Here is a 22809-nt window from a genome sequence, read left to right as displayed (position 1 = left end):
AACTAGAACCTATAGCTACATAAATTCTAGTCAAATAAAGAAAACAATAATCAAAATCACTTTAAACTAATTAAAATATCTTCTAATGCTTGGGTAGGATTAACTGCCTTAGTAATAGGACGACCAATCACTAAATAATCTGAACCATCTTGTATGGCTTGTGCTGGGGTAACAATACGCTGCTGATCATCTTTACTTGAACCAACAGGTCTAATACCTGGTGTCACTAACTTTAACTGAGGGAAGTTTACTTTTAATGCCCTAGCCTCTTGCGCAGAACTTACTAAACCATCTAACCTAGCTTCAGCGGCTAATTGAGCCAAACTCAATACCTGTTGCTCTGGTGTTTTAGTAATACTTAATTGCTGTAAATCTTCAACACCTAAACTGGTTAAAACAGTAACACCTATTAGCAATGTTTTACTGTTCATTTGATCTAGTACATTACGGCAAGCTTGCATCATAGCCAAGCCACCCACACAATGAATATCCACCATCCATACGCCCATAGAAGCGGCTACTTTAACAGCCATTGCAGTGGTATTAGGGATATCATGGAATTTTAAATCTAAAAATACTTCAAATCCTAATTTTTGTAATTCCTCAACAATTTTGGGGCCTGTGACTGTAAATAACTCCTTCCCTATCTTTACACGACACTTTGTAGGATCTAATTGTTTAGCTAAATTAATAGCATCTTCAACAGTCGAAAAGTCTAAGGCAACAATAACAGGACTAGTACAAGACATGTAAAGGGATTCCTTTGAATAGAAAGTAGAGATCAAACCAAATGCTATTTAACAAACCTTTTTAAAACACAGTAAGGAATTTGTTAGATTAAAAGCTAGTTGCATTTTATTAAATACTTTCCTCATAATAAACCAATTTTATTGGTTATTTTGAATATTTTATATGCGTTGGAAAAATCGTCGAGAAAGTGACAATATTGAAGATCGTCGTTCAGATCAATCTATGCCTATGACTGGCTTTAGTCTACCCCGTGGCAAACTAGGCATTGCTGTTATCGTTATAGTCTTTGTAGCAGGTTACTACGGTATAGACCTTACACCGTTATTAACAGGCCAATCTTCTCCTGTAGCTACTCAACAGCAACCAGTAGATACGCCCCGCGATAATGAAATGGCTCAATTTACTTCTGTGGTGTTAGCCACTACAGAAGATACGTGGACCACTATTTTTCAACAGATGGGTAAACAATATACCGATCCTAAACTCGTGCTTTACCGTGGTGCTACTCGCACTGGTTGTGGTGTGGGGCAATCTGTTATGGGGCCTTTCTATTGCCCAACGGATAGTACGGTCTATATTGATCTTTCTTTTTATGAAGAAATGAAAACACGCTTTGGAGCTGGTGGTGATTTTGCCCAAGGTTATGTTATTGCCCATGAAGTTGGCCACCATGTACAGCATTTATTAGGTATCACCGATAAAATGCGTGCTATGCAACGAGGCCGCAGTGAAGTAGAGCAAAATAAATTATCAGTTAAATTAGAGTTACAAGCAGATTGTTTAGCAGGTGTTTGGGGACATTATATGGAAAATGAAAATATTTTAGACCCTAATGACTTACAAGAAGCCCTAAATGCAGCAATGGCTATTGGCGATGACAGATTACAAAAACAGGCGCAGGGCCGTGTAATTCCTGATAGCTTTACTCATGGCACATCAGAACAACGTTATACATGGTTTAAAACAGGGTTTGATAGCGGCAAAGTAAGTAGTTGTAATACTTTTAACTGATAGTACTTAATAAGGTATCTATCAACATTTGCTCTGCTTGTTTAGTAGCAAAGATAAGTTCTAAACGGCTATCTTTACGCCATTCTGTTGCTTGCCAAGCAGGTATATCTTCAGCAACGGCATTAACAGATAGCCAACCTTGATTAGTATGTACCACTAGCTTTGCCCGTAGCCATTGATATTGCTTTAACCAGTTATCTAATTTTATCTTATCAAAACAATAGCATGGCTCAAACTGCCAACCGATAGACCATCCTTCAAGTTGATCTTGAATATGGCAAACAATGCCCTCTGCCAGTTGTCTTTTTTGCTCATCCTCACCATCAACAATATATATTTGTTGTTGTGATAATTGCTCAACTAAGGGCTGTTTAGGTAAATAAGATAAGGGTAGATAGCCTTGCGTTGTCCAATACAGATTAAACGGTGCAAATTGTTTATTTATCGCTTGTTGCTGCTGCTTAGTAAGCTGTTCTGATTTATTAACTAATAATAATCCTGCACTGTTATAAGGTTGAAAATCTGCTAATAACTGTTTGGCTTCTACTACTTGTAGCAAGGGATACAATGTTAAAACCTTGTTCCAAGGCTCGGCTTGCAATTGTTTTTGTACTTGTAGAGGATGGCCTAATCCCGATAATTCTATAAAAAGCACATCAGGTTTAGACTCTTTTAATAATCTATTCAACCCTACTTGAAAAGGCGCACCACCAGTACAACAAATACAACCGCCCGCTATTTCACTAATAGTAACTGCTTGCTCGCCTAACAACGCTTTATCAACACCAACTCTACCAAACTCATTAATTAATACAGCCCACTGCTCATTGCTTGGTTTTTGTTTTAATAATTGTTGGATCAAGCTAGTTTTACCAGTACCTAAGGAACCAACAATTAAATAGGTTGTTATTTTATTAAGCAAACAAATCACCTCTTCTCTATTCTTTCAGCTAGTAAGATTAAAGCCTATTAATTAATATCATGTTAAAATAACTGCACTATTTATTAAAGGAAAAAGCAGTGTTGCTGAATAAGTTTCAATGGTTTCGCGAACGTGGCTGGCATGAAATTGATGCTACTCGTTATGAACAAATATGGCAAACCTATGGTGGTAGTGTAGCCACACACCCTACTATTATTGATAAACTATCTAAATTTGCCAATATCCCTGTACGTTATCTTGGTTGGCAACAAGAGGGGCAATTAGTGGGTGCTATTGCTTGTTGGGGAGACTCACTAGCACTTTCTCGAGATCAACTAAAAAAGCAAGGTAAACGTGGTTTGTTTGACCTTGGTAATGCTGAAATTATTCTGCCATTTGCAGAAAATAGCCAAATTACTTTGCGCCATAAGGCACGCTATCTTTCCACACTTAATCAGCCGCAAATAACTAACTGGAAAACACAAAAAGATCAGTTAGCAATAGCGAGGGCTTCTGAAGAATATTCTAAGAAATTTAGATATAACCAACGCCGTGAATTACGTTTACTAGAAGAAACAGGTGGAGTTATTAAGCCTATTCAAGATTTCTCTGCTGAACAATTAGCCACTATCTATTGTGAGCTATTTTTTAAACGTTGGAATTTCCAAGTACCTAGTGCAGCCACTCAAAAAGAAGTATTTACTTTACTGCGTGAGTTTATGGTGGGTTCTGTTATCTTCTTAGAAGATAATCCAATAGCCATACAGGTTTTATACCAAGTAGAATCACCTAAATGGCTTAGTATTGAATATGTAAATGGTGGCGTAGACCCACAAGAAAGAACTTTTAGCCCAGGCAGTGTATTAAGCTTTGTGAATTTACAACAAGCGTGGGAACAAGCCAATAAACTGAATAAAACGTTACGCTATTCCTTTGGTAGAGCAGATAGAGAATATAAAGACCGTTGGTGTAATCGTGTGGCTGTAGGAATTATTAATTAATGAGTAAAAAACAGCAGTTATTAAAAAAACATCGGCAAAAGAAACGATTAATCCTAATAGGGTTTGCTATCTATTTACTGGCTTGGATTATTGCTTGTTTTTTTGTTCCCTTCTTGGCTTGCTTTATCCCATTTATCATTATTGGTATTTGGATTATCCATGAAGCATGGTTAGCTGATCATTTATTTTACTCACCGAAACAAGATTATCTTTATAACTTCCCTGCCAATACCTTTACAGTCGCGGCACAATTACAACAAGATACCTTGCAAATTGATTTAGATAATTTACCTGATAACTTAGATACACTTTTTCTGGCTGTTAACTTAAAAACCTCTTTTATGGGTCACTTATTAGACCCACAAGTTATTATTAAAACCAATCAACTCACTGATCGACAAGATTTTGAACGAGGTGTACAAGGGTTACGCTATATTAATTTATCAGGTCTAGCTGATGAATTACAGCAAGGCACTATTTCAATTTCCACTAAGCACTGCCATATTAAAGGTGAATTAATACTTTATGGCTTTACTAATCCCGACTACAGCCAACAACGTATGATGGTTATTGCACCTCATGCTGATGATGCTGAGCTGGCTGCCTTTGGACAATATAGTCAATGCTCAGATGCCAGTATTATCACCCTTACCCAAGGCGAAATTGAGGCTGAATATTATCAACAAACGCTTAACCTAACTAAACAAGAAGCAGCTCAACTCAAAGGACGTTTAAGAAGTTGGGATAGTATTGCAATTCCTTTATGGGGTGGTGTTAATCCTAGTAACAGTGTCCAATTGGGTTATTATTGCTTACAATTAAAAGCTATGCACCAGCAACCTGAGCAATCTTTTGGTTCAAAAGAGTCTGGTGAAACAGATACGCGCCTAGTTCGTCTATTTAACTCCTTACCACTACCTAGTGATAACGATGGTTTAGCCACATGGCATAATTTAAAGAATGATCTTACTTTGTTAATTGAGCACTTTAAGCCCGAAGTTATTATCATGCCTCATCCACAACTAGACCCTCATGAAGACCATGTAGAAGCAAGCTTATTGGTAGAAGAAGTATTACAAACAACCACTTGGCAACCTAGCACGCAATTACTGTATGCTAATCATTTGCATGATAATGATCGTTGGCCAATGGGGCCTGCTTATAAAGGCATTGCTCTGCCACCTGCTGTAGACCCATTACCTGCTTATGCGCTATGGAGTCCTGTACTGAGTAAGCAAACCCAGCTTAATAAAGCAATGGCGTTAGCGATGGAACATGATCTACAACCACCCTTATCGATTAAAAGACGCTTACGCCGTTTAATTCAATCGCTTATCACTGAACGCGAACATCCACCAGCAGGTGAAAATGAATTCTTCCGTAAGGCAGTACGTAGCCATGAACTATTTTGGGTAAAACCTAGGCAGTAAACACAAAAAAGCACCTTTAAGGTGCTTTTTTATTAATCATACAAATGATTACTTCTCATCTTCTTCTCTAAACTCTGGATATTTCATTTCTTCATAACGAACAAATTTAGTTCTCTTAATGAATTTATAACTTAACCAAATAGCAAAGAATAAGGGCAATCCAATATAAGTAGAAATCACTCGTTTCCAGTCTATATTATCAGCCCAAAATGCTTGATAATCTTGCCCTATTACAATAATCATACAAATAATAAAGGCAAATATAGGTCCAAAGGGGAAAGAACCTGCCTTATAAGGTAGTTTAGATAAATCTAAGCCTTGCTTTACAAAACCTTTTCTAAAACGATAGTGGCTGATAGCAATACCTAACCAAGCAATAAAGCCTGTCATACCTGAAATACTTAATAACCATCCATAGACCTCTTGACTTTGAAACATCGAGGTTAAGAAACACAACATGGCAATTAAGGTAGTCGCAAGTAGTGCATTACGTGGTACACCGTTGCTTGATAAACGGGCAAAAATAGCAGGTGCTTTTCTATCGCGAGCCAGTGCATAGAGCATCCGTGATGATGCATACATTCCCGAATTACCTGCCGAAAGTACTGCTGTTAAAATAACTGCATTCATTACTGTAGCAGCTGATAATAAACCAGCATGTTGGAATACCAACGTAAATGGACTTACTGCGATATCAGATTCTGCATTGCTTAATAAGCGTGGGTCTGTATAAGGAATTAAAAAGCTAATAATAAAGATAGCAAATACATAAAATAATAAAATACGCCAGAAAATACGACGGATTGCAATCGGAATATTTTTACCTGGATTCTCTGACTCACCGGCTGCAATACCTACTAACTCTGTTCCTTGAAACGAGAAGCCAACAATCATGGCTACCCCTATTATGGCGGAGAACCCTCCTACAAACGGGGCATCGCCCATCGTCCAGTTTTTCCAGCCACCTGTATCGCCACCCTGCATAATGCCTAAGATCATTAATAACCCTAGTACAATAAACACAACCACAGTGACCACTTTAATTAATGAAAACCAGAACTCTGCCTCACCAAATCCTTTTACAGAAATATAGTTTAGCCAAAACATAATCAGCAGGAAGATAGCACTCCACTTCCACCCTGCTACATCAGGTAGCCAATAAGCCATTACCAATTGCAACGAAACAAGGTCAACCGCAATGGTTACTGCCCAGTTATACCAATAGTTAAGCCCCATTGCAAAACCAAAGCCTTCATCCACATACTCTGCACTATAAGTGGCAAACGAGCCTGGGGTTGGCATAAAAGAAGCTAATTCTGCCAAACTGGTCATAATAAAGTAAACCATTATGCCTACAACAATATAGGACAATAAAGCACCACCAGGGCCCGCCTGTGCAATGGTTTTTCCTGATGCAACAAATAGCCCCGTACCTATAGAGCCCCCAATGGCTATCATAGATAGATGACGTGCTTTTAATGATCGCTTTAATGAGGTTTTATTATTTGTTGTTGCCTGAGTCATCATTAACCTTATTAATTTTAAAAATAGCGCGGATTTTAACAAATTATCTTAAAAATAGCTTAAAAGATTTTAAAATAAACATAACCATTTGATTTAAAAAACTTATTAAAGCAATGTCAGCTGATAGTTATTAATTAAACGAATTGAATTACTATCATGTCTTCTTGTTAAAAAAACACCTTATTCTTATATTATTTTTTTGTTAAAGCTATAACTAGGTGGCTATTAACCCAGAAAATGCATATTTTTTATTGCTGTTAATTACATTTTATCTAAATTAAACTTAGTATAAAACTAATCCACATAAAAACTATCTATTATGTTTATCTATCACAATAGTAAACATTAAATATAAGGTAATGAAAGTGACTGTCATAACTAATATCGAAGACCTACGTGTTATTGCTAAACGTCGTGTACCTAAGATGTTTTATGATTATGTAGATTCAGGTTCGTGGACAGAATCTACCTATAAAGCCAATACAGAAGACTTTCAAAAAATAAAACTACGCCAAAAAGTAGCTCGCAATATGGAAGGACGCACCCTTAAAAGAAGTATGCTAGGTATAGATATGACTATGCCCGTAGCTATATCTCCAACAGGTTTAGTTGGGATGGTTCATCCAGATGGCGAAATACTAGCGGCTAGGGCATTAGCTAACTTTGGCTGTCGCTATACCCTTTCTACTATGAGTATCTGTTCTATGGAAGATATTGCTACCCATGTAGCAAAACCCTTCTGGTTCCAACTCTATGTAATGCGTGATAGAGACTTTATGCTAAGTCTTATAGATAGAGCTAAAGCGGCTGGTTGTGATGCACTAATGGTCACTTTAGACTTACAAATAATAGGTCAACGCCACAAAGATTTAAAAAATGGTTTATCTGTGCCACCTAAACCTACTTTAAAAAACTGGCTCAATCTTCTAACTAAACAAGCTTGGTGTTGGAAAATGCTAAAAACTAAACGTCGCTCTTTTGGTAATATTGTTGGTTATGTTAAAGGGATAGATGACCCTAGCTCTCTATTTTCTTGGACAAGCCAACAATTCGACCCTACCCTAAGTTGGAAAGATTTAGAATGGATAAAAAAAGCATGGGGTGGCAAACTGATTGTTAAAGGTATTTTAGATGATGAAGACGCCAAAATTGCTGCTGAGTCAGGGGCTGATGCTATTATTGTCAGCAATCATGGTGGCCGCCAGCTTGATGGTGCTTGCTCAAGCATTCAGGTCTTACCCTCTATTGTTGAAGCTTTAAAAAATTCTTCCACAGAGGTATGGTTAGACAGTGGTATTAGATCAGGGCAAGATGTACTAAAAACTATTGCCTTAGGGGCGCAAGGAACATTGATAGGCCGAGCCTATCTTTATGGTTTAGGCGCTATGGGAGAGGCAGGTGTTACCAAGTGTTTAGACATTATCCGCAATGAGCTTGATCTAAGCATGGCCTTTTGTGGCCTAACTGATATCAACCAAGTTAATCAAGATATTCTTATTCCCAGCACTATCCCACACTTATAAAGCATAAAAAGCTGGTTAGTGAATTATCATTAACCAGCTTGGCTATTTTGTGATTCTAGTTGCTTAATTCTATTAGTTGGAAAAACTAGACTAAAGCTAGAGCCTTTGCCTTCTATGCTTTTAATATCTAAACGTCCACCATGTCGTAACACAATATGCTTTACAATCGACAAGCCTAACCCTGTTCCCCCAGTATCACGAGAACGACTTTTATCCACACGGTAAAAACGTTGGGTTAAGTTTTTAATATGCTGTGCGGGAATTCCCTGACCTGAATCTTTAACTTGAAACACACCTTCGCCATCAATCAGTTTAAAACTAATATCAATATTACCACCTTGTTTGGTATAACGTACCGCATTAACAGCAATATTAGCTACCCCACTAATAAGCTCAGATTCAATACCTGCAATGGCAACATTATCAAAACTGTTAACGGTAATCTTATGCTGACCTGCTGATAATTCTTGTACAGTATTTTTCGTATGCTCTAAGATACTTTTTACAGACACCCATTGATCCATAGGTGGTGGCGGGCTATCTTCTAAACGAGCTAAGGTTAATAAATCGTTAACCAGTGACTGCATACGGTCACCTTGTTGTTGCATTAAATCTAAATAGTGTTTACGCTCAGCCTCATCTAATGGCAAATTCTGAATCGTCTCAATAAAGCCACTTAGTACAGTTAAGGGCGTTCTAATCTCATGTGATACATCCGCCACAAAATTACGCCGCATTCGTTCAACACGCTCTAATTGAGTAATATCATTGGTTAGTAGCAGTAAGCGCCCTTCATCATAGGGATGCAATTGGATTAATAGTTTTTGCCCTTCATCATGGCCTAATGCTAGCTTTAAAGGTTTCTGATAGTTATTACTTTCTAAATAAGCGATAAATTTAGGATCTCTTACTAAATTAGTAATATGCTGTTGTAAGTCTAACTCAGAATCTAAACTAAAGTGTTGTGCAGCGGTGGCATTACACCATTCAATTTTATAGTCTTGATCGAGTAATAACACCCCATTAGGTGAAACTTGAATAGCGCCTAATAACTTATTTAATTGATCTGTGCTATGTTGGTTTTCCTGATCCCGTTGTTTTAATAAACGCTCAACATAATCTGCTATTTCTTTACAATTACCAGCAAAATGATATTGGTCTTTATTTTTAGCACCTTGCTTTAACCAACTAATTAAAAGATTAAATTGTTTTTTATTAAACCATAACCAACCAATAACAAAAACAAAGATGCCTATAACTACAATAATTGGGTTTGCCAAATGAGCGCCCAAATAGACATCAATAAATACCGCTACAATAATATAGATTAATAACCAAAACAGTGGTTTATAAAAACTCATTATTCACTCTCAGTTTTAGGCGCATTAAAACGATATCCTGCCCCTCTTACTGTTTCTATTAAATGATCGGCTTTAACAATAGCTAACCCTTCACGTAAGCGTTTAATATGGACATCAACAGTACGCTCTTCAATAAATACATGTTGCCCCCATACTTTATCTAATAATTGGCCTCGACTATGTACTCTATTAGGATAATGCATTAAATAGTTTAATAACTTAAATTCGGTAGGGCCTAGCTTAACCTCTTCCCCTTTATAGACAATTTGCCATAATTCAGGGTCTATGGTTAGTCCAGCTAATGATACACGCTCTGCACTTACTTCGGGTAGTTTACGACGTAATAATGCACGCACTCTAGCCAATAATTCTTGGGTAGAAAAAGGTTTGACTACATAGTCATCGGCACCAGCATCTAACCCTTGTACTTTATCTAACTCTTCACTACGGGCGGTTAGCATAATAATAGGGATTTGTTTTGTCCGCTCATTACTACGCCAGCGTCTTGCTAAAGATATACCACTTTGTCCAGGCAACATCCAATCAAGTAATACCAAGTCAGGCAATATACTATCCACTTCCTGTTGTGCTCTATCTGCATCATCTACTACTACACAATCAAAACCTGCATGCTTTAAGTTAATAGCTAATAATTCTGCAATGGCAGGTTCATCTTCAACCACTAAAATACGTGCCATAGTTAACCCTCTGAATTGTTAGTAATAGATTCAATTTCTTCCATGGCTACATGCCTAACATCTTCTCCCTTAACGATATATATAATTAACTCTGCTATATTTTTTGCATGATCACCAATACGCTCTAAAGCTTTCGCAATAAACAGTAGATCTAAGCTAGGAGAAATCATGCGAGGATCTTCCATCATATAGGTGATTAGTTTACGGGTAAAACCACCAAACTCCACATCAATTTCATTATCACTACGCATAATATAAAGCGCGGTTTTAATATCTAGTCGAGCAAAGGCATCTAATGATTTATGCAATAAATCTAGTGCTAAATTGGCCATAAAGCGCAACTCTGCACCCATTAGGTTTCTAGAGATGCCATGCTCAATAATTGACTTGACCATACGCGCTATTTTGGTAGCTTCATCACCCGCTCTTTCTAAATTATTAGTGGTTTTAGAAATAGCCATTAATAGCCTTAGATCACGCGCAGTTGGCTGACGACGGGCAATCATGGATACTAAGTTTTTATCAATTTCCACTTCCATTGAGTTTACTTTATGCTCAAGTTCAATGACTTTATCTGATACTTCAATATCAAAACTCGTTAATGCAGTAATGGCTAAAGTCATTTGTGACTCAACTAACCCACCCAACTCCATAATCTGAGTAGAGATGCTATTTAGTTCTGCATCAAATTGGGTTGAAAGATGTTTATTAGTCATAATCTATTTCCTATTAACCAAAACGGCCAGTAATATAGTCTTCTGTTTCTTGACGTTGGGGTTTTAAAAATAATTGCTCTGTTTCGCCCACTTCAACTAACTCACCTAAATACATATAAGCGGTATAGTCGGAGCAACGTGCTGCTTGCTGCATATTATGGGTTACGATAGCCACCGTATAGTCTTGTTTTAACTCATGAATAAGCTCTTCAATTTTACCTGTAGAGATAGGGTCTAGGGCTGAACATGGTTCATCTAGTAGTAAAACCTCTGGCTTAATTGCAATACCTCTGGCAATACACAACCGCTGTTGCTGACCTCCAGATAAACTAGCACCATTTTGGTGAAGTTTATCTTTTACCTCATTCCATAAGGCTGCCTTATTTAAAGCCCACTCTACACGGTCATCCATTTCTGCATTAGAGAGCTTTTCAAATAGTTTTACGCCAAAAGCAATATTATTATAAATAGACATAGGGAAAGGGGTTGGTTTTTGAAATACCATACCAATTCTCGCTCTAATTAAAGCTACATCTTCTTTACTGGTTAAAAGATTTTCACCATCAATTAAAATTTCACCTTCGGCTCGTTGCTCTGGGTATAACTCAAACATTCGATTAAGGGTACGCAATAAAGTTGATTTACCACAACCTGATGGGCCAATAAATGCGGTTACTTTTTTCTCAGGAATATCTAAATTAATTCCTTTTAATGCATGAAACTTACCATAGTAAAAATTTAAATCACGAATTGCTAATTTCGTTTTAATTGTTTCATTGTGTGGTTTGTTGACCATCAGTAATTAACCTTTCTTCTTAAATAAAATACGTGCTGTAACATTGAGAATCAATATGCCAAAGGTAATAATAAAGACTCCTGCCCACGCTAATTTTTGCCAATTTTCAAAGGGACTCATCGCAAACTTAAAGATTGTGACAGGTAAGCTTGCCATCGGTTGAGATAAATCACTGGTCCAGAATTGATTAGACAGTGCAGTAAATAATAAGGGGGCTGTTTCACCTGCAATACGAGCAATAGCTAACAATATGCCTGTAATAATACCGGCACTAGCAGCCCTAATTGTTACCATTAATACCACTTTCCACTTTGGTGCCCCAAGTGCATAAGCCGCCTCTCGCAATGAATTAGGAATAAGCGCTAACATATTTTCAGTAGTTCTCACTACCACTGGTACAACAATCAATGCTAATGCCACAACACCAGCCCAACCAGAGAAACCTTTAAAGGGTAGTACAATTAATGAATAAACAAAAAGGCCAATGATAATGGAAGGTGCTGATAATAAAATATCGTTAATAAAACGGGTCACGCTGGCAATAATCCCTTTACCACCGTACTCACATAAATAAACCCCTGTCATAATACCGATAGGTGTGCCTATTAAGGTAGCCATTAATACCATTAGGAACGAACCCCAAATGGCATTAGCTAAACCACCTGTTTCTGCATTAGGCGGAGGGGTCATTTCACTAAATACCGCTATATTAATGCCACCAACACCTAAATAGATGGTTTCAAATAATATCCACGCTAGCCAAAACAACCCAAATAACATAGCCATTAATGATAAAGCTAAGGCAATATGATTTTTAAATTTACGACGTTTATGTTGTTTAACTTTTTGAGGGCTAAAATAACTCATGTACGCCCTCCTTCATTTTTCTGTAATTTCATTAAGAATAACTTTGAACAAGAAAGTACTAGGAAGGTAATAAAGAATAAGATCAAACCTAGATAAATTAATGACGCTTGATGTAAACCTGGGCTTGCCTCAGCAAACTCATTAGCCAATACAGAAGTGATACTATTAGCTGCTTCAAATAAAGACACTGACTCTAATTGGTTCATATTACCAATCATAAAGGTAACGGCCATGGTTTCCCCTAATGCTCTACCTAAACCAAGCATAATTCCACCAACTACACCCGCCTTGGTATAAGGAAATACCACATTTCTAATTACTTCCCATGTAGTAGCACCTAGTCCATAGGCTGACTCTTTTAATAATGGAGGCGTTACTTCAAACACATCTCTCATCACTGAGGCAATAAAGGGAATAATCATAATGGCAAGAATAATACCTGCTGAAAAAATACCTATTCCCACAGGATAACCTGATACTAGAACATTTAAATAAGGTACATCACCTAGTAGACTTTGTAAGGGTGTTTGCACATATTCAGCTAATAAAGGTCCAAAGACTAATAACCCCCACATACCATACACAATGGAAGGAATAGCCGCTAATAGTTCAATAGCTGTACCTAAGGGTTGTTTTAACCAATTAGGTGCTAATTCGGTAAGAAATACAGCGATACCAAAACTAACAGGAATAGCAATAAGTAATGCGATAAGCGAAGTGGCCACCGTACCATAAATCATTACCAGTGCCCCATACTTGTCCTGTACAGGATCCCACTCATTACTCCAAATAAAACTTAAACCAAATTCTTTAAACGCAGGTATGGCGCCTATAATCAAGGAAATAATAATACCTGCCAGCATGACTAAAGTTAAAATAGCAGCACCACGAAACAGCCCTGCAAAGATAGCATCCCCATAACGGGAATGCTTACGACTAGGAAAAGATTGCATATTTTATATAATAATCCTTAGTAATCTGACTACTTATAATTAATTGCTGTACCATTACTATCAACTATCTTAGACCAACTATTACGAATTGTTTTCTTCACTGTTTCTGGGAAAGCCACATAATCTAACTCGGCAGAAGCAGCATCACCTTTTTCTAATGCCCAGTTAAAGAATTTTAAAGCTGCCGCTGTTTGTGCTGGTTTATTAGTTTGTTGATAAAGGATGATATAAGTTGCTGTTGATAAAGGCCATGCTTGATCCCCTGCTGCATTAGTCATATCTTGAGCAAAGGTTTTTTCCCAATCAATACCTTCAGCAGCAGCTTTAAAGGCATCATCACTAGGAACTACAAAGTTACCAGCCGCATTTTTTAAAGCCACATAAGCCATTTTATTTTGTTTAGCATAGGCATATTCCACATAACCAATAGAGTTAGCTAAACGCATAACAAAAGCAGAGACCCCCTCATTACCTTTACCACCCACACCTACAGGCCATTTAACGGCTGCGCCAGCCCCTACTTGATCTTTCCAGCCTGTACTTACTTTAGCTAGGTAAGAAGTAAATACAAAGCTGGTACCTGAACCATCCGCACGACGCACTACCGTAATTTTGGCATTAGGTAAATCAAGGCTAGGATTCAAGTTTTTAATAGCTTCATCATTCCATTGGGTAATTTTTCCTAAATAAATATCAGCTAATACTTCGCCTGTTAATTTTAACTGTCCTTCTTTAATGCCTTTAACATTGATAACAGGCACCACACCACCAATTACGGTAGGAAACTGTATTAAACCCTCTTTAGCTAAGTTTTCATCAGTTAATGGGGCATCAGAAGCACCAAAATCAACGGTTTTAGCTAATATTTGTTTAACACCTGCACTGGAACCTATTGATTGATAATTAACGCGATTACCTGTTTCTTTATAATAACTATCTGCCCACTTTGCATAAACAGGTGCAGGGAAAGAGGCTCCTGCACCTGTAATATCTTGTGCGGCCACAGGTAAAGCAACTAACAAAGAGGCTAAACCAAGTGTTTTTAAGATCGATGTTAAGCGCATAATACTCACCTTTATTATTAAGTTATGCGTATCATGACAAAGTTTTGTGACAGTTTTATGACACAACTGTAAAATTATTTTTTGTTAGAAATATCCTCCTGTACTTTTAATATCCACCACTATATTAATAGCTATTTTGTAAATTATTGTAAAAAATTTATGCTCATGTTACTATCAGTCGATAATATGGAATTTAATAATAATCTATGCCAAAAAATTTTAAATCTTTAATAATAAAAGTATGCATATTATTTTTTTTCATAGCACCTATCTGGGTTTATTATAGTACCCATCAAGAAGAAAAAATTGTGTATGGTAGAATGAAAACAGATGCGCAACTTTTAACAGAACTTGATTGTAATTCTGAAAGTTGTATTGTTGACGGTGAAATAGAATATATTAATACAAGCACCCCTCAAAGTAGAACCTTCTTCTCTGCACCACTTACTTATTATTACAAATATACTTTTACTGTTAATAATATTACCTATCATAACAATATTGAAGTTTATGGAGAAGCGAATGTTTTTCGTGGAGGAGTGGTTTGGTTACCCAATGCAAAAATCAATAGAGGAGGAATATTTAAAGAAAAAATTAAATTTGATCCTGATAACCCTAATATCAATCTACCATTAAACTATATTGCTGTTATATCTGATAGTTCTAGTCCTTATAACAATAAACGTAAAAATGCTGTTGTGTACTTCTTTCTTGGATTACTTTTTACTTATTTGTACATTACAGAAAAAAAAGAATCATATTGAATAAAAAATCACTGAATTAACTCTCGTTTAACGAAAAACACTTAGCTAAGGTTATTGAGCTCTAATTTTTTATAATTTCTTATCATCTATTGATTTTAATAAATTTTTTATCACTAATAACTTTAAAAAAAGGCTGAGCGCTTTATAATACATTAGAAATCATATGGAATTAATTAAAATAGCTAATGTATTTTTCTAGAAAGTTTATCCAGTATCCTTTTATAGTAATGTTTTTACTAGCTTTAACGGCCTGTCAAACTAATTTCAGTGATGCTGATCTTGATCGACAAGAAATTGTTACCAACCATAGTAATGTAGCTGCTGGTGAATTATTACAAACAGATGCTAACCGTGTAACTACTATAGCCATGCGTAATAACTTGCATGCCCTTTATGTTTTATTAGAAAAATTTTATAAACGCAACCCTCAAGAATGGCGAAAAACAGCCAACTCCTTAGAGCAGGCTAGAAAAGTAGTATTTGATGCTATAGAACATGATAAATTTCTACCAGGCCTAGATAATAAAACAAGTATTGATGCACTGTATGTTGCCCTAGATCCAAATTATACAGGTGACCGAGCAGGTGCTTTAATTTATGGTTTGGCTACAATGATTATTGTTGCCCATGGCGACCATACAAAATTTTATTTGTCTGATGTTGTTGATGCTGAACATATATTTAATGCTGCTCGTAATGTAGAAATTGCCCAATGGATGCTTAAACAACGTAAAAGTTTAGATGGTAAACCATTGCTTATCTCTAATGAGATATCTGCTACAGGCTATAATTTAAGTTTTGCCATTGAACTAGCCAAAATAACTGCTCGCTTAGATTTAGTTTCAGCTATGCTAGATGAACGTTATCGACGTGTTGGCACCAACTATGTACATAATTTGCTATTCTTAACTTTCTTACCCGTACAATGATTTTACTGTTTACAAGTGACAAGCTACTCACTAAACATTGAAAACTGTTGATATGGCAAAGGAGCATTATAAGGTTTAAGCAAGGATTTAATTGTATATTCTATAGGTGAAGGTCTACTAAATAAAAACCCCTGAATATACTCTACCCCTTGATTACTCAAATAATATAATTGGTCTACTGTTTCAACACCTTCTGCTACAATATCCATCTCCATATTTTTAGCTAAACTAATAATGGTATCAAGCAAATAAGTAGCTGAATATTTTTTATAAATAGTTGATACAAACATTCTATCAATTTTTAAATTATCAATTTTATATTTCTGCAAATACCCCAAATTAGAATAGCCTGTTCCAAAGTCATCTATTGAGATAGAAACACCTATTTCATGAAATTTATCTATTAATTTGTCTAATTTATCAGATGATTTAACAAATTGACCTTCAGTTAATTCTAATACTAGTTTGATTGTATCAGCTGGAAATCTAGCTAAAAACTGTTGGCAGTCAGTTAATAAATCGGGATCATCTAGATGAGAAGCATGAATATTGAAACTAACATAAAATGGTTTAGGGAGAGAAAAAACATAAGGCGTTAATTCATTTGCTACTCTTTCCATAAGGCCTTTTGTCATAGGAATAATAAGTTTAGTACGCTCCGCTAAACCAATAAATTTATTGGGTGTAATTAAACCATGTTTTGGGTGTTGCCACCTTGTTAGTACTTCAAGGCCATGCCATCGATAGTCCGCTGTAGAAATAATTAATTGATAATAAGGAACCAACTCATTGTCTAAAATAGCCCGTTTGAACTCTCGCTTGGCTGCAGTCATTGCTATATAAAGAAGTACAATAATGCCCAATATTAACAATGCTATTGTTAATATAATAAAAGATTGAATAGTTTGGTAATTACTTTTGATAGCAATATAATTTACCATAACTTTAAACGGATATTTATTAGAATGAAAACCCAGCCATTCCTGCACTTTAGAATCTTCAATTACTGATACAGTATTATCTGCACCTATCAACTTATTATTAATAATAATAAAACTTTCTTTTTGAAATTCAGATGTCTGTAAGATATCTGCTATTACTTTACCATGAATTCCAACAAACGCTCCCCAATCTCCATCTCTAATACTATAACTAATAACGGGAGTATTCGGAGTCAAATGATTGGACTCAAATAAATTAAGAGGTTCTTGTAGATAACGCTTCAGATTAACATAATTTTTTTGAATTAATTCATAGATAGACGAACAATAGATAACATCATTATGTGTTAATGTTGCAGATCTAATTACATTACTTGTAGCCACTAACTTTTTAAAACTATACTCTTCCAACTTACAAGGAATATCTTTCATTCCTATTATATTGTGTGTAATTTTATTCGCTTCATCAAAAACATAATTAAGTTTATCAATTACACGGTTTGATTCGAATACAATCTGTTTTCTATAGTTCTCATTAATACGATAATAGTTATAAAACTCAGACAATAATACAACTAATAGAAATACCAATATCGCAATAACAGCAAGAGCTGTATTGGAATAGCGAGCCTTTAGTAAAAAATGATGCATCAAATGCATAAATAACAGCCTACCTAATTAAGGTAGCTTTTAAAGTTATAATCTTTATATGCACTTTTATGCCTCCAAAATAATAAATTAGTCTATATCTATGCTAATTTAAGTATTTTTAAAAACATGTATATTAGATATTAGTCATATTAACCAGCTCTTGATAATGTCGACAAATGTTGCCAAAAGCTACCATGTTACTGAGAAACAACCAAATTCAATACTAACAACTATAAAAAATAGCCTAGTTGCTATAACAAACTAGGCTAGTTAAATAGACTTATTGATCAATACATTATTTTATTTCGACTTGCCCCATCATTCCTAATGTTTCATGCTCTAGAATATGACAATGATACATTCTTAAACCTTTATCATAATCTACAAACACAATGCGCGCTTTCTCATAAGGTTTTAGATTGATAGTATCTTTTAGCTCTTTAAATAATGGTTTAGTTACTTTACCCGCTAACTCATATTCTTTTACTTGGAATTGAGGACCATGTAAATGGAAGGAGTGATCCATATGGGAGTTATTAAAAATCTCCCACTCTTGTACTTCACCTGACTTGATAGTGAAATCAACACGCTTTAAGTCATGCTTTTTACCATTAACTAAGAAATCCACGCCTGCTGGTGAGTTAGGATTATTTACCTCAGTAAACTCAACTTTATAAGTTACAGCAGATTTAGCCGCATCAGCAATATCTTTTAATTTTTCTGGTAATAGTATTTTATCTTTAAGCTGCATTTTTACTTGAGCTAAAGGTAAATCTTGCTCTTTAGCAACATTACCCATTTTACCACGATCATAGGCCAAAGCAGTTAATGTAAAATCACCTTGCTTTTTAGGTGTTAATACTATTTCTGCTCGCTCACCCGGTGTTAAAAGTATACTAGTAATGGCTTGTGGCTTTTCTAATAAGCCACCATCACTAGCAACTTGATAAGCCTCTACTTGATCTTCAGGAAATGATAACTTCAAATAGCGTGCAGAATTACCATTCCAAATTCTCCAACGCTGTGTACCTTCTAAACTGATCACAGGCTGATATTGGCCATTAATTAACTGAAACTGCCCTTCTCGACCATTCATCCAATCCAACATAGTATTGCTAGCAATTTGTCCTTTTTTATCTAATTTCAAATCAGAGAAAAACAGATTTTGCTCTGGAATAGCTTTTAATGGGTCATTAGGATCTCGCACAATAAATGCACCTGCTAACCCTCTATAAACCTGTTCAGCAGTATACTCATGAGGATGTGGATGGAACCAATAAGTACCAGAAAAATCTTTTGGCAAAGTAAATTCAATATTTCTTGTATCACCTACTTCAATGGGGTGTTGAGGATTGCCATCCACTTGTGGTGATACAGGTAAACCATGCCAATGAACAGTTGTTCCTTGGGGTAAATGGTTTTGTATAGCAACTTTTACTGTTGTTCCTGCCATTACATCAATGACAGGTAAAATCTTCTGCTCATACAACCAAAAAGTTGTAGGTTTATTAGGGATTAGCTCAACCTTGGTTGGCATAATCATTAAATCCGTCTGAAACACACCCTGTTGTTTACTCTTATTAGTCAATACGGGTAATGGTTGTAAGGGTTGCCCTTTTAGCATTAAATCTGTTGATAATAATTCTTCATTACTTGAAGTCATCACCATATCCGCATGTTGGCTATGATCCTGATGAGAAGTATGATGATTATGTTGCTGAGCAAAACTGATTGAACTTGATAGAGTAAAAATAAATAAATAACTTAATTTTTTTACTAGTTTTTGATTCGGCATAAAGGTCTCTTTTTACTAGTTACTTTTTAGCTTTGGGGTACCTCCAATACCATAACACTTCTTCTTTACCATCGTTGATACCCACCCAACTATTACTTTCTCCGGTCATTATACCATCAATAGCCCATCTAATTTCACTAAGCCAATTTTTACCAATTGTTAATGTAGCGGGCTCTAATCCAGCCGAAAACTCCCATTTCTCAGACTGTTTACAAAAACTTATATGCCATTCTTTAGGTGCAATCCACTTGGCAACACCTACTCTATTATTGGGAATACCTAATATTTCATTACTAGGTGCAGTAATGGTAATCGTTTTATGATTAATTTTTTGGTCTTTTTCAAATGCTTTAAGCAATAACATTAATGAGAGGCAACCTATATCATCTGCTGTTATGTGCCAATTTGGGTAGTGAATGTCATCAGGATACTGATATCGCCACAGCGAAATAACCCCTTGTTGCTTCCAATTCTCAACATACGACATTGAACACTCAACTCCTCATTTATACTCAAATAATGATGTATAAAACTACTCTTATAATAATTATAAATTATGCCATAGATTATAATCATAAGTAATATGATTATTTATCATTTTTAAAAAAGTTTTTAAATACAATCCTTCATTGTTATTAATCTAGATAATACTCTTAATTTGCCATTTAAAATAGTAATAGATTAATCCTACTCAAAGAAGAATTAGAAGTCTTATATAATAAGAAAATACTATAAAAAGCTTAACTGTAACTTAATAATAATATGCTTAAGATCATTTTATATATAAATTTAAAAAAATATACCCATATACATCTTGTTAGAAAACCTAATAAATGTATATGGGTAGTATAAGTATTACTAACGTTCTAATAATATACGTAACATACGACGCAATGGCTCAGCTGCCCCCCATAGCAACTGATCCCCTACAGTAAAGGCACCTAAATATTGTGATCCCATATTTAACTTACGTAATCTACCAACAGGGACAGTCAAAGTACCAGTTACCGCAGTAGGCGTTAAATCTTGCATACTAATTTCACGATGGTTAGGTACTAACTTCACCCAATCATTATGATTTTTTATCATGCTTTCAATGTCTTCCATAGGTACATCTTTATTTAATTTAATTGTTAATGCTTGACTATGGCAGCGCATTGCACCAATACGTACACAAATACCATCAATAAGTATTGGATTTTTAGAGCGACCTAAAATTTTATTCGTTTCAACTTGTGCTTTCCACTCTTCACGACTTTGACCACTAGCTAGTTCTTTATCAATCCAAGGGATTAAACTACCTGCTAAAGGCACTCCAAAGTGTTCATCTGGAAAACTCGCACTGCGTTGAGTAGCTGCCACTTTGCGATCAATTTCTAAAATAGCGCTAGCAGGGTTAGCTAATTCATCTGCTACTGAATCATTAATAACACCCATTTGTTTGATTAATTCACGCATATTTTGCGCACCAGCACCTGATGCAGCCTGATAAGTCATCGCACTCATCCACTCCACAAGGCCAGCTTCAAATAAACCACCTAACGCCATCAACATTAAGCTAACAGTGCAATTACCACCAATAAAATCTTTTTTACCCGCATCTAATGCTTGGTCAATCACTTTACGGTTTACAGGATCAAGCACAATTACAGAGTCATCTTCCATTCTTAACGTGGAAGCTGCATCAATCCAGTAACCTTGCCAACCTGCACTACGTAATTTAGGGAAAATTTCAGTCGTGTAATCACCACCTTGGCAAGTAATAATGGCATCTAATGTTTTTAGCTCATCAATATCATAAGCATCTTTCAATGGATCTACTGTTTTACCAATAGAAGGCGCTGCACCACCCACATTAGAAGTGGTAAAAAATACAGGCTCAATAAGATTAAAATCCATTTCCTCTTGCATACGTTGCATAAGGACCGAACCAACCATTCCACGCCAACCAATTAAACCTACGCGCATCATATAATATTGTTTCCTCTAAATACTTAGTGCATTAATGCCCCAGTGACTAACAAATTACAACTTCTTTAACTCTGCAACAACTGCATTACCCATTTCTGAAGTAGATACTTTATCACATCCTATAGACATAATATCAGCAGTTCGCAAATTTTTGTCTAAAGTCAAACCTACTGCTTTTTCAATTAAGTTAGCTGATTCAGTGTGCTTAAAGGTATAACGCAACATCATAGCGACGGACAAGATAGTTGCCAATGGGTTAGCAATATTTTTTCCAGCAATATCTGGTGCTGAACCATGGCTAGGCTCATACATACCCTTACCATTGGCATCTAATGAAGCAGAAGGGAGCATACCAATAGAACCCGTTAACATTGAAGCCTGATCAGATAAAATATCACCAAACATATTTTCTGTTACGATCACATCAAATTGTTTAGGTAAACGTACCAGTTGCATAGCTGCATTATCTACATACATATGCGATAACTCTACATCTGGATAGTCCTTAGCAATATTATTAACGACTTCACGCCATAATTGGCTAGCTTCCATTACATTGGCCTTATCCACAGAACAAAGCTTTTTATTACGTAATTGCGCCATTTCAAAGCCCACTCTAGCAATACGCTCTATTTCACTCTCACGATAAGGTAAGGTGTTATAACCTTGACGTTCGCCATTCTCTAAAGTGCGGATACCTCTTGGCTCACCAAAATAGATACCGCCCGTTAGCTCACGGACAATTAAGATATCTAACCCAGCTACAAACTCAGCTTTTAAACTAGAAGCATCTGCCAATTGAGGATACAAAATAGCAGGACGTAAGTTAGCAAATAGCCCTAGTTCAGAACGAATTTTTAATAAACCTTTTTCAGGGCGAATGCTACGCTCAATAGTATCCCATTTAGGGCCACCTACAGAACCTAATAACACAGCATCTACTTCACGAGCAGTCGCTAAGGTTGAGTCAGCTAACGGAACACCATATTTATCGACAGCCGCACCACCAATAGCATCTTCTGTTAACTCAAAACCTAAGTTATATTTATCATTAATAACATCTAATACTTTAACCGCTTCAGCAACGATTTCTGGACCAATACCATCACCTGGTAGTACTAAAATTTTCTTACTCATAATAA

At 35.9% G+C, this 22809-nt stretch carries 21 protein-coding genes; 6 read left to right on the top strand and 15 right to left on the bottom strand.

The annotated features are described in order from the left end of the window. Positions 1-56: 56 nt before the first annotated feature. Positions 57-749 (bottom strand): orotidine-5'-phosphate decarboxylase, encoded by a 693-nt coding sequence (gene pyrF, locus MTZ49_RS11555; protein ID WP_264745693.1) that lies wholly within the window; start codon positions 747-749, stop codon positions 57-59. 163 nt (positions 750-912) lie between these two features. Between pyrF and MTZ49_RS11550 the strand changes: the two genes are divergently transcribed. Then, complete coding sequence (locus MTZ49_RS11550) at positions 913-1761, top strand: neutral zinc metallopeptidase (protein WP_264745692.1); 849 nt, start codon at positions 913-915, stop codon at positions 1759-1761. On the opposite strand, the gene MTZ49_RS11545 is transcribed toward MTZ49_RS11550, so the two are convergent. Beyond that, positions 1754-2683, bottom strand: coding sequence for a CobW family GTP-binding protein (locus tag MTZ49_RS11545; protein ID WP_264745691.1), 930 nt, complete (start codon positions 2681-2683; stop codon positions 1754-1756). The genes MTZ49_RS11550 and MTZ49_RS11545 overlap by 8 nt on opposite strands. Positions 2684-2784: 101 nt before the next feature. Between MTZ49_RS11545 and MTZ49_RS11540 the strand changes: the two genes are divergently transcribed. Further along, positions 2785-3684 (top strand): antimicrobial resistance protein Mig-14, encoded by a 900-nt coding sequence (locus MTZ49_RS11540; RefSeq protein ID WP_264747877.1) that lies wholly within the window; start codon positions 2785-2787, stop codon positions 3682-3684. Further along, positions 3684-5114, top strand: coding sequence for a PIG-L deacetylase family protein (locus tag MTZ49_RS11535; RefSeq protein WP_264745690.1), 1431 nt, complete (start codon positions 3684-3686; stop codon positions 5112-5114). The genes MTZ49_RS11540 and MTZ49_RS11535 overlap by 1 nt, the downstream gene beginning before the upstream one ends. Before the next feature lie 48 nt (positions 5115-5162). On the opposite strand, the gene MTZ49_RS11530 is transcribed toward MTZ49_RS11535, so the two are convergent. Beyond that, positions 5163-6638: an amino acid permease gene (locus MTZ49_RS11530; protein ID WP_264745689.1), complete on the bottom strand. Its 1476-nt coding sequence runs from the start codon at positions 6636-6638 to the stop codon at positions 5163-5165. Positions 6639-7003: 365 nt separating this feature from the next. Between MTZ49_RS11530 and MTZ49_RS11525 the strand changes: the two genes are divergently transcribed. After that, positions 7004-8161: an alpha-hydroxy acid oxidase gene (locus MTZ49_RS11525; RefSeq protein ID WP_264745688.1), complete on the top strand. Its 1158-nt coding sequence runs from the start codon at positions 7004-7006 to the stop codon at positions 8159-8161. A gap of 29 nt (positions 8162-8190) precedes the next feature. On the opposite strand, the gene phoR is transcribed toward MTZ49_RS11525, so the two are convergent. The 7 genes from phoR to pstS are packed head-to-tail and all read right to left on the bottom strand — an operon-like array spanning position 8191 to position 14616. Beyond that, a complete protein-coding gene (gene phoR / locus MTZ49_RS11520) occupies positions 8191-9522 on the bottom strand; it encodes a phosphate regulon sensor histidine kinase PhoR (protein WP_264745687.1) in 1332 nt (443 codons plus the stop codon). Next, positions 9522-10220, bottom strand: coding sequence for a phosphate regulon transcriptional regulator PhoB (gene phoB / locus MTZ49_RS11515; protein WP_264745686.1), 699 nt, complete (start codon positions 10218-10220; stop codon positions 9522-9524). Before phoB ends, phoR begins: the two co-directional genes overlap by 1 nt. Positions 10221-10222: 2 nt before the next feature. Then, entirely contained in the window at positions 10223-10936 is a 714-nt protein-coding gene (gene phoU, locus MTZ49_RS11510; protein WP_264745685.1) for a phosphate signaling complex protein PhoU, read from the bottom strand. Positions 10937-10949: 13 nt separating this feature from the next. Next, entirely contained in the window at positions 10950-11732 is a 783-nt protein-coding gene (gene pstB / locus MTZ49_RS11505; protein WP_264745684.1) for a phosphate ABC transporter ATP-binding protein PstB, read from the bottom strand. A 6-nt stretch (positions 11733-11738) separates the two neighbouring features. Then, positions 11739-12599: a phosphate ABC transporter permease PstA gene (gene pstA, locus MTZ49_RS11500; protein ID WP_264745683.1), complete on the bottom strand. Its 861-nt coding sequence runs from the start codon at positions 12597-12599 to the stop codon at positions 11739-11741. Beyond that, positions 12596-13552 (bottom strand): phosphate ABC transporter permease PstC, encoded by a 957-nt coding sequence (gene pstC / locus MTZ49_RS11495; RefSeq protein WP_264745682.1) that lies wholly within the window; start codon positions 13550-13552, stop codon positions 12596-12598. Before pstC ends, pstA begins: the two co-directional genes overlap by 4 nt. A 29-nt stretch (positions 13553-13581) precedes the next feature. Further along, positions 13582-14616, bottom strand: coding sequence for a phosphate ABC transporter substrate-binding protein PstS (gene pstS / locus MTZ49_RS11490; RefSeq protein WP_264745681.1), 1035 nt, complete (start codon positions 14614-14616; stop codon positions 13582-13584). Between the two features lie 206 nt (positions 14617-14822). Here pstS and MTZ49_RS11485 point away from each other — a divergent pair, with 206 nt between their 5' ends. Both MTZ49_RS11485 and MTZ49_RS11480 read left to right on the top strand, forming a co-directional pair. Continuing rightward, positions 14823-15380 (top strand): hypothetical protein, encoded by a 558-nt coding sequence (locus MTZ49_RS11485; RefSeq protein WP_264745680.1) that lies wholly within the window; start codon positions 14823-14825, stop codon positions 15378-15380. Between the two features lie 227 nt (positions 15381-15607). After that, positions 15608-16309, top strand: coding sequence for a hypothetical protein (locus MTZ49_RS11480; RefSeq protein WP_264745679.1), 702 nt, complete (start codon positions 15608-15610; stop codon positions 16307-16309). 23 nt (positions 16310-16332) lie between these two features. Here the strand turns inward: MTZ49_RS11480 and MTZ49_RS11475 are convergent, their stop codons facing one another. From MTZ49_RS11475 to leuB, 5 genes are all read right to left on the bottom strand, one after another. Beyond that, positions 16333-17910, bottom strand: coding sequence for an EAL domain-containing protein (locus tag MTZ49_RS11475; RefSeq protein ID WP_264745678.1), 1578 nt, complete (start codon positions 17908-17910; stop codon positions 16333-16335). Between the two features lie 286 nt (positions 17911-18196). After that, entirely contained in the window at positions 18197-19696 is a 1500-nt protein-coding gene (locus tag MTZ49_RS11470; RefSeq protein WP_264745677.1) for a multicopper oxidase family protein, read from the bottom strand. Between the two features lie 19 nt (positions 19697-19715). Then, positions 19716-20183: a hypothetical protein gene (locus MTZ49_RS11465; RefSeq protein WP_264745676.1), complete on the bottom strand. Its 468-nt coding sequence runs from the start codon at positions 20181-20183 to the stop codon at positions 19716-19718. A gap of 371 nt (positions 20184-20554) precedes the next feature. Beyond that, positions 20555-21667 (bottom strand): aspartate-semialdehyde dehydrogenase, encoded by a 1113-nt coding sequence (gene asd, locus MTZ49_RS11460; protein ID WP_264745675.1) that lies wholly within the window; start codon positions 21665-21667, stop codon positions 20555-20557. 54 nt (positions 21668-21721) lie between these two features. Continuing rightward, positions 21722-22804 (bottom strand): 3-isopropylmalate dehydrogenase, encoded by a 1083-nt coding sequence (gene leuB, locus MTZ49_RS11455; protein WP_264745674.1) that lies wholly within the window; start codon positions 22802-22804, stop codon positions 21722-21724. Positions 22805-22809: the final 5 nt, after the last annotated feature.

The organism is Entomomonas sp. E2T0, from assembly GCF_025985425.1.
Lineage (GTDB): Bacteria > Pseudomonadota > Gammaproteobacteria > Pseudomonadales > Pseudomonadaceae > Entomomonas.
This window is presented reverse-complemented; position numbering and strand designations above follow the sequence as displayed.

Bases quoted from the DNA above. Each gene is read 5' to 3' on its own strand.
- MTZ49_RS11530 (WP_264745689.1), bottom strand. From the start codon at position 6,638: ATGACTCAGGCAACAACAAATAATAAAACCTCATTAAAGCGATCATTA.
- MTZ49_RS11465 (WP_264745676.1), bottom strand. From the start codon at position 20,183: ATGTCGTATGTTGAGAATTGGAAGCAACAAGGGGTTATTTCGCTGTGG.
- MTZ49_RS11485 (WP_264745680.1), top strand. From the start codon at position 14,823: ATGCCAAAAAATTTTAAATCTTTAATAATAAAAGTATGCATATTATTT.
- MTZ49_RS11475 (WP_264745678.1), bottom strand. From the start codon at position 17,910: ATGCATTTGATGCATCATTTTTTACTAAAGGCTCGCTATTCCAATACA.
- pstB (WP_264745684.1), bottom strand. From the start codon at position 11,732: ATGGTCAACAAACCACACAATGAAACAATTAAAACGAAATTAGCAATT.
- leuB (WP_264745674.1), bottom strand. From the start codon at position 22,804: ATGAGTAAGAAAATTTTAGTACTACCAGGTGATGGTATTGGTCCAGAA.
- pyrF (WP_264745693.1), bottom strand. From the start codon at position 749: ATGTCTTGTACTAGTCCTGTTATTGTTGCCTTAGACTTTTCGACTGTT.
- pstC (WP_264745682.1), bottom strand. From the start codon at position 13,552: ATGCAATCTTTTCCTAGTCGTAAGCATTCCCGTTATGGGGATGCTATC.
- phoU (WP_264745685.1), bottom strand. From the start codon at position 10,936: ATGACTAATAAACATCTTTCAACCCAATTTGATGCAGAACTAAATAGC.
- pstA (WP_264745683.1), bottom strand. From the start codon at position 12,599: ATGAGTTATTTTAGCCCTCAAAAAGTTAAACAACATAAACGTCGTAAA.
- asd (WP_264745675.1), bottom strand. From the start codon at position 21,667: ATGATGCGCGTAGGTTTAATTGGTTGGCGTGGAATGGTTGGTTCGGTC.
- phoB (WP_264745686.1), bottom strand. From the start codon at position 10,220: ATGGCACGTATTTTAGTGGTTGAAGATGAACCTGCCATTGCAGAATTA.
- MTZ49_RS11535 (WP_264745690.1), top strand. From the start codon at position 3,684: ATGAGTAAAAAACAGCAGTTATTAAAAAAACATCGGCAAAAGAAACGA.
- MTZ49_RS11480 (WP_264745679.1), top strand. From the start codon at position 15,608: ATGTTTTTACTAGCTTTAACGGCCTGTCAAACTAATTTCAGTGATGCT.
- phoR (WP_264745687.1), bottom strand. From the start codon at position 9,522: ATGAGTTTTTATAAACCACTGTTTTGGTTATTAATCTATATTATTGTA.
- MTZ49_RS11550 (WP_264745692.1), top strand. From the start codon at position 913: ATGCGTTGGAAAAATCGTCGAGAAAGTGACAATATTGAAGATCGTCGT.
- pstS (WP_264745681.1), bottom strand. From the start codon at position 14,616: ATGCGCTTAACATCGATCTTAAAAACACTTGGTTTAGCCTCTTTGTTA.
- MTZ49_RS11470 (WP_264745677.1), bottom strand. From the start codon at position 19,696: ATGCCGAATCAAAAACTAGTAAAAAAATTAAGTTATTTATTTATTTTT.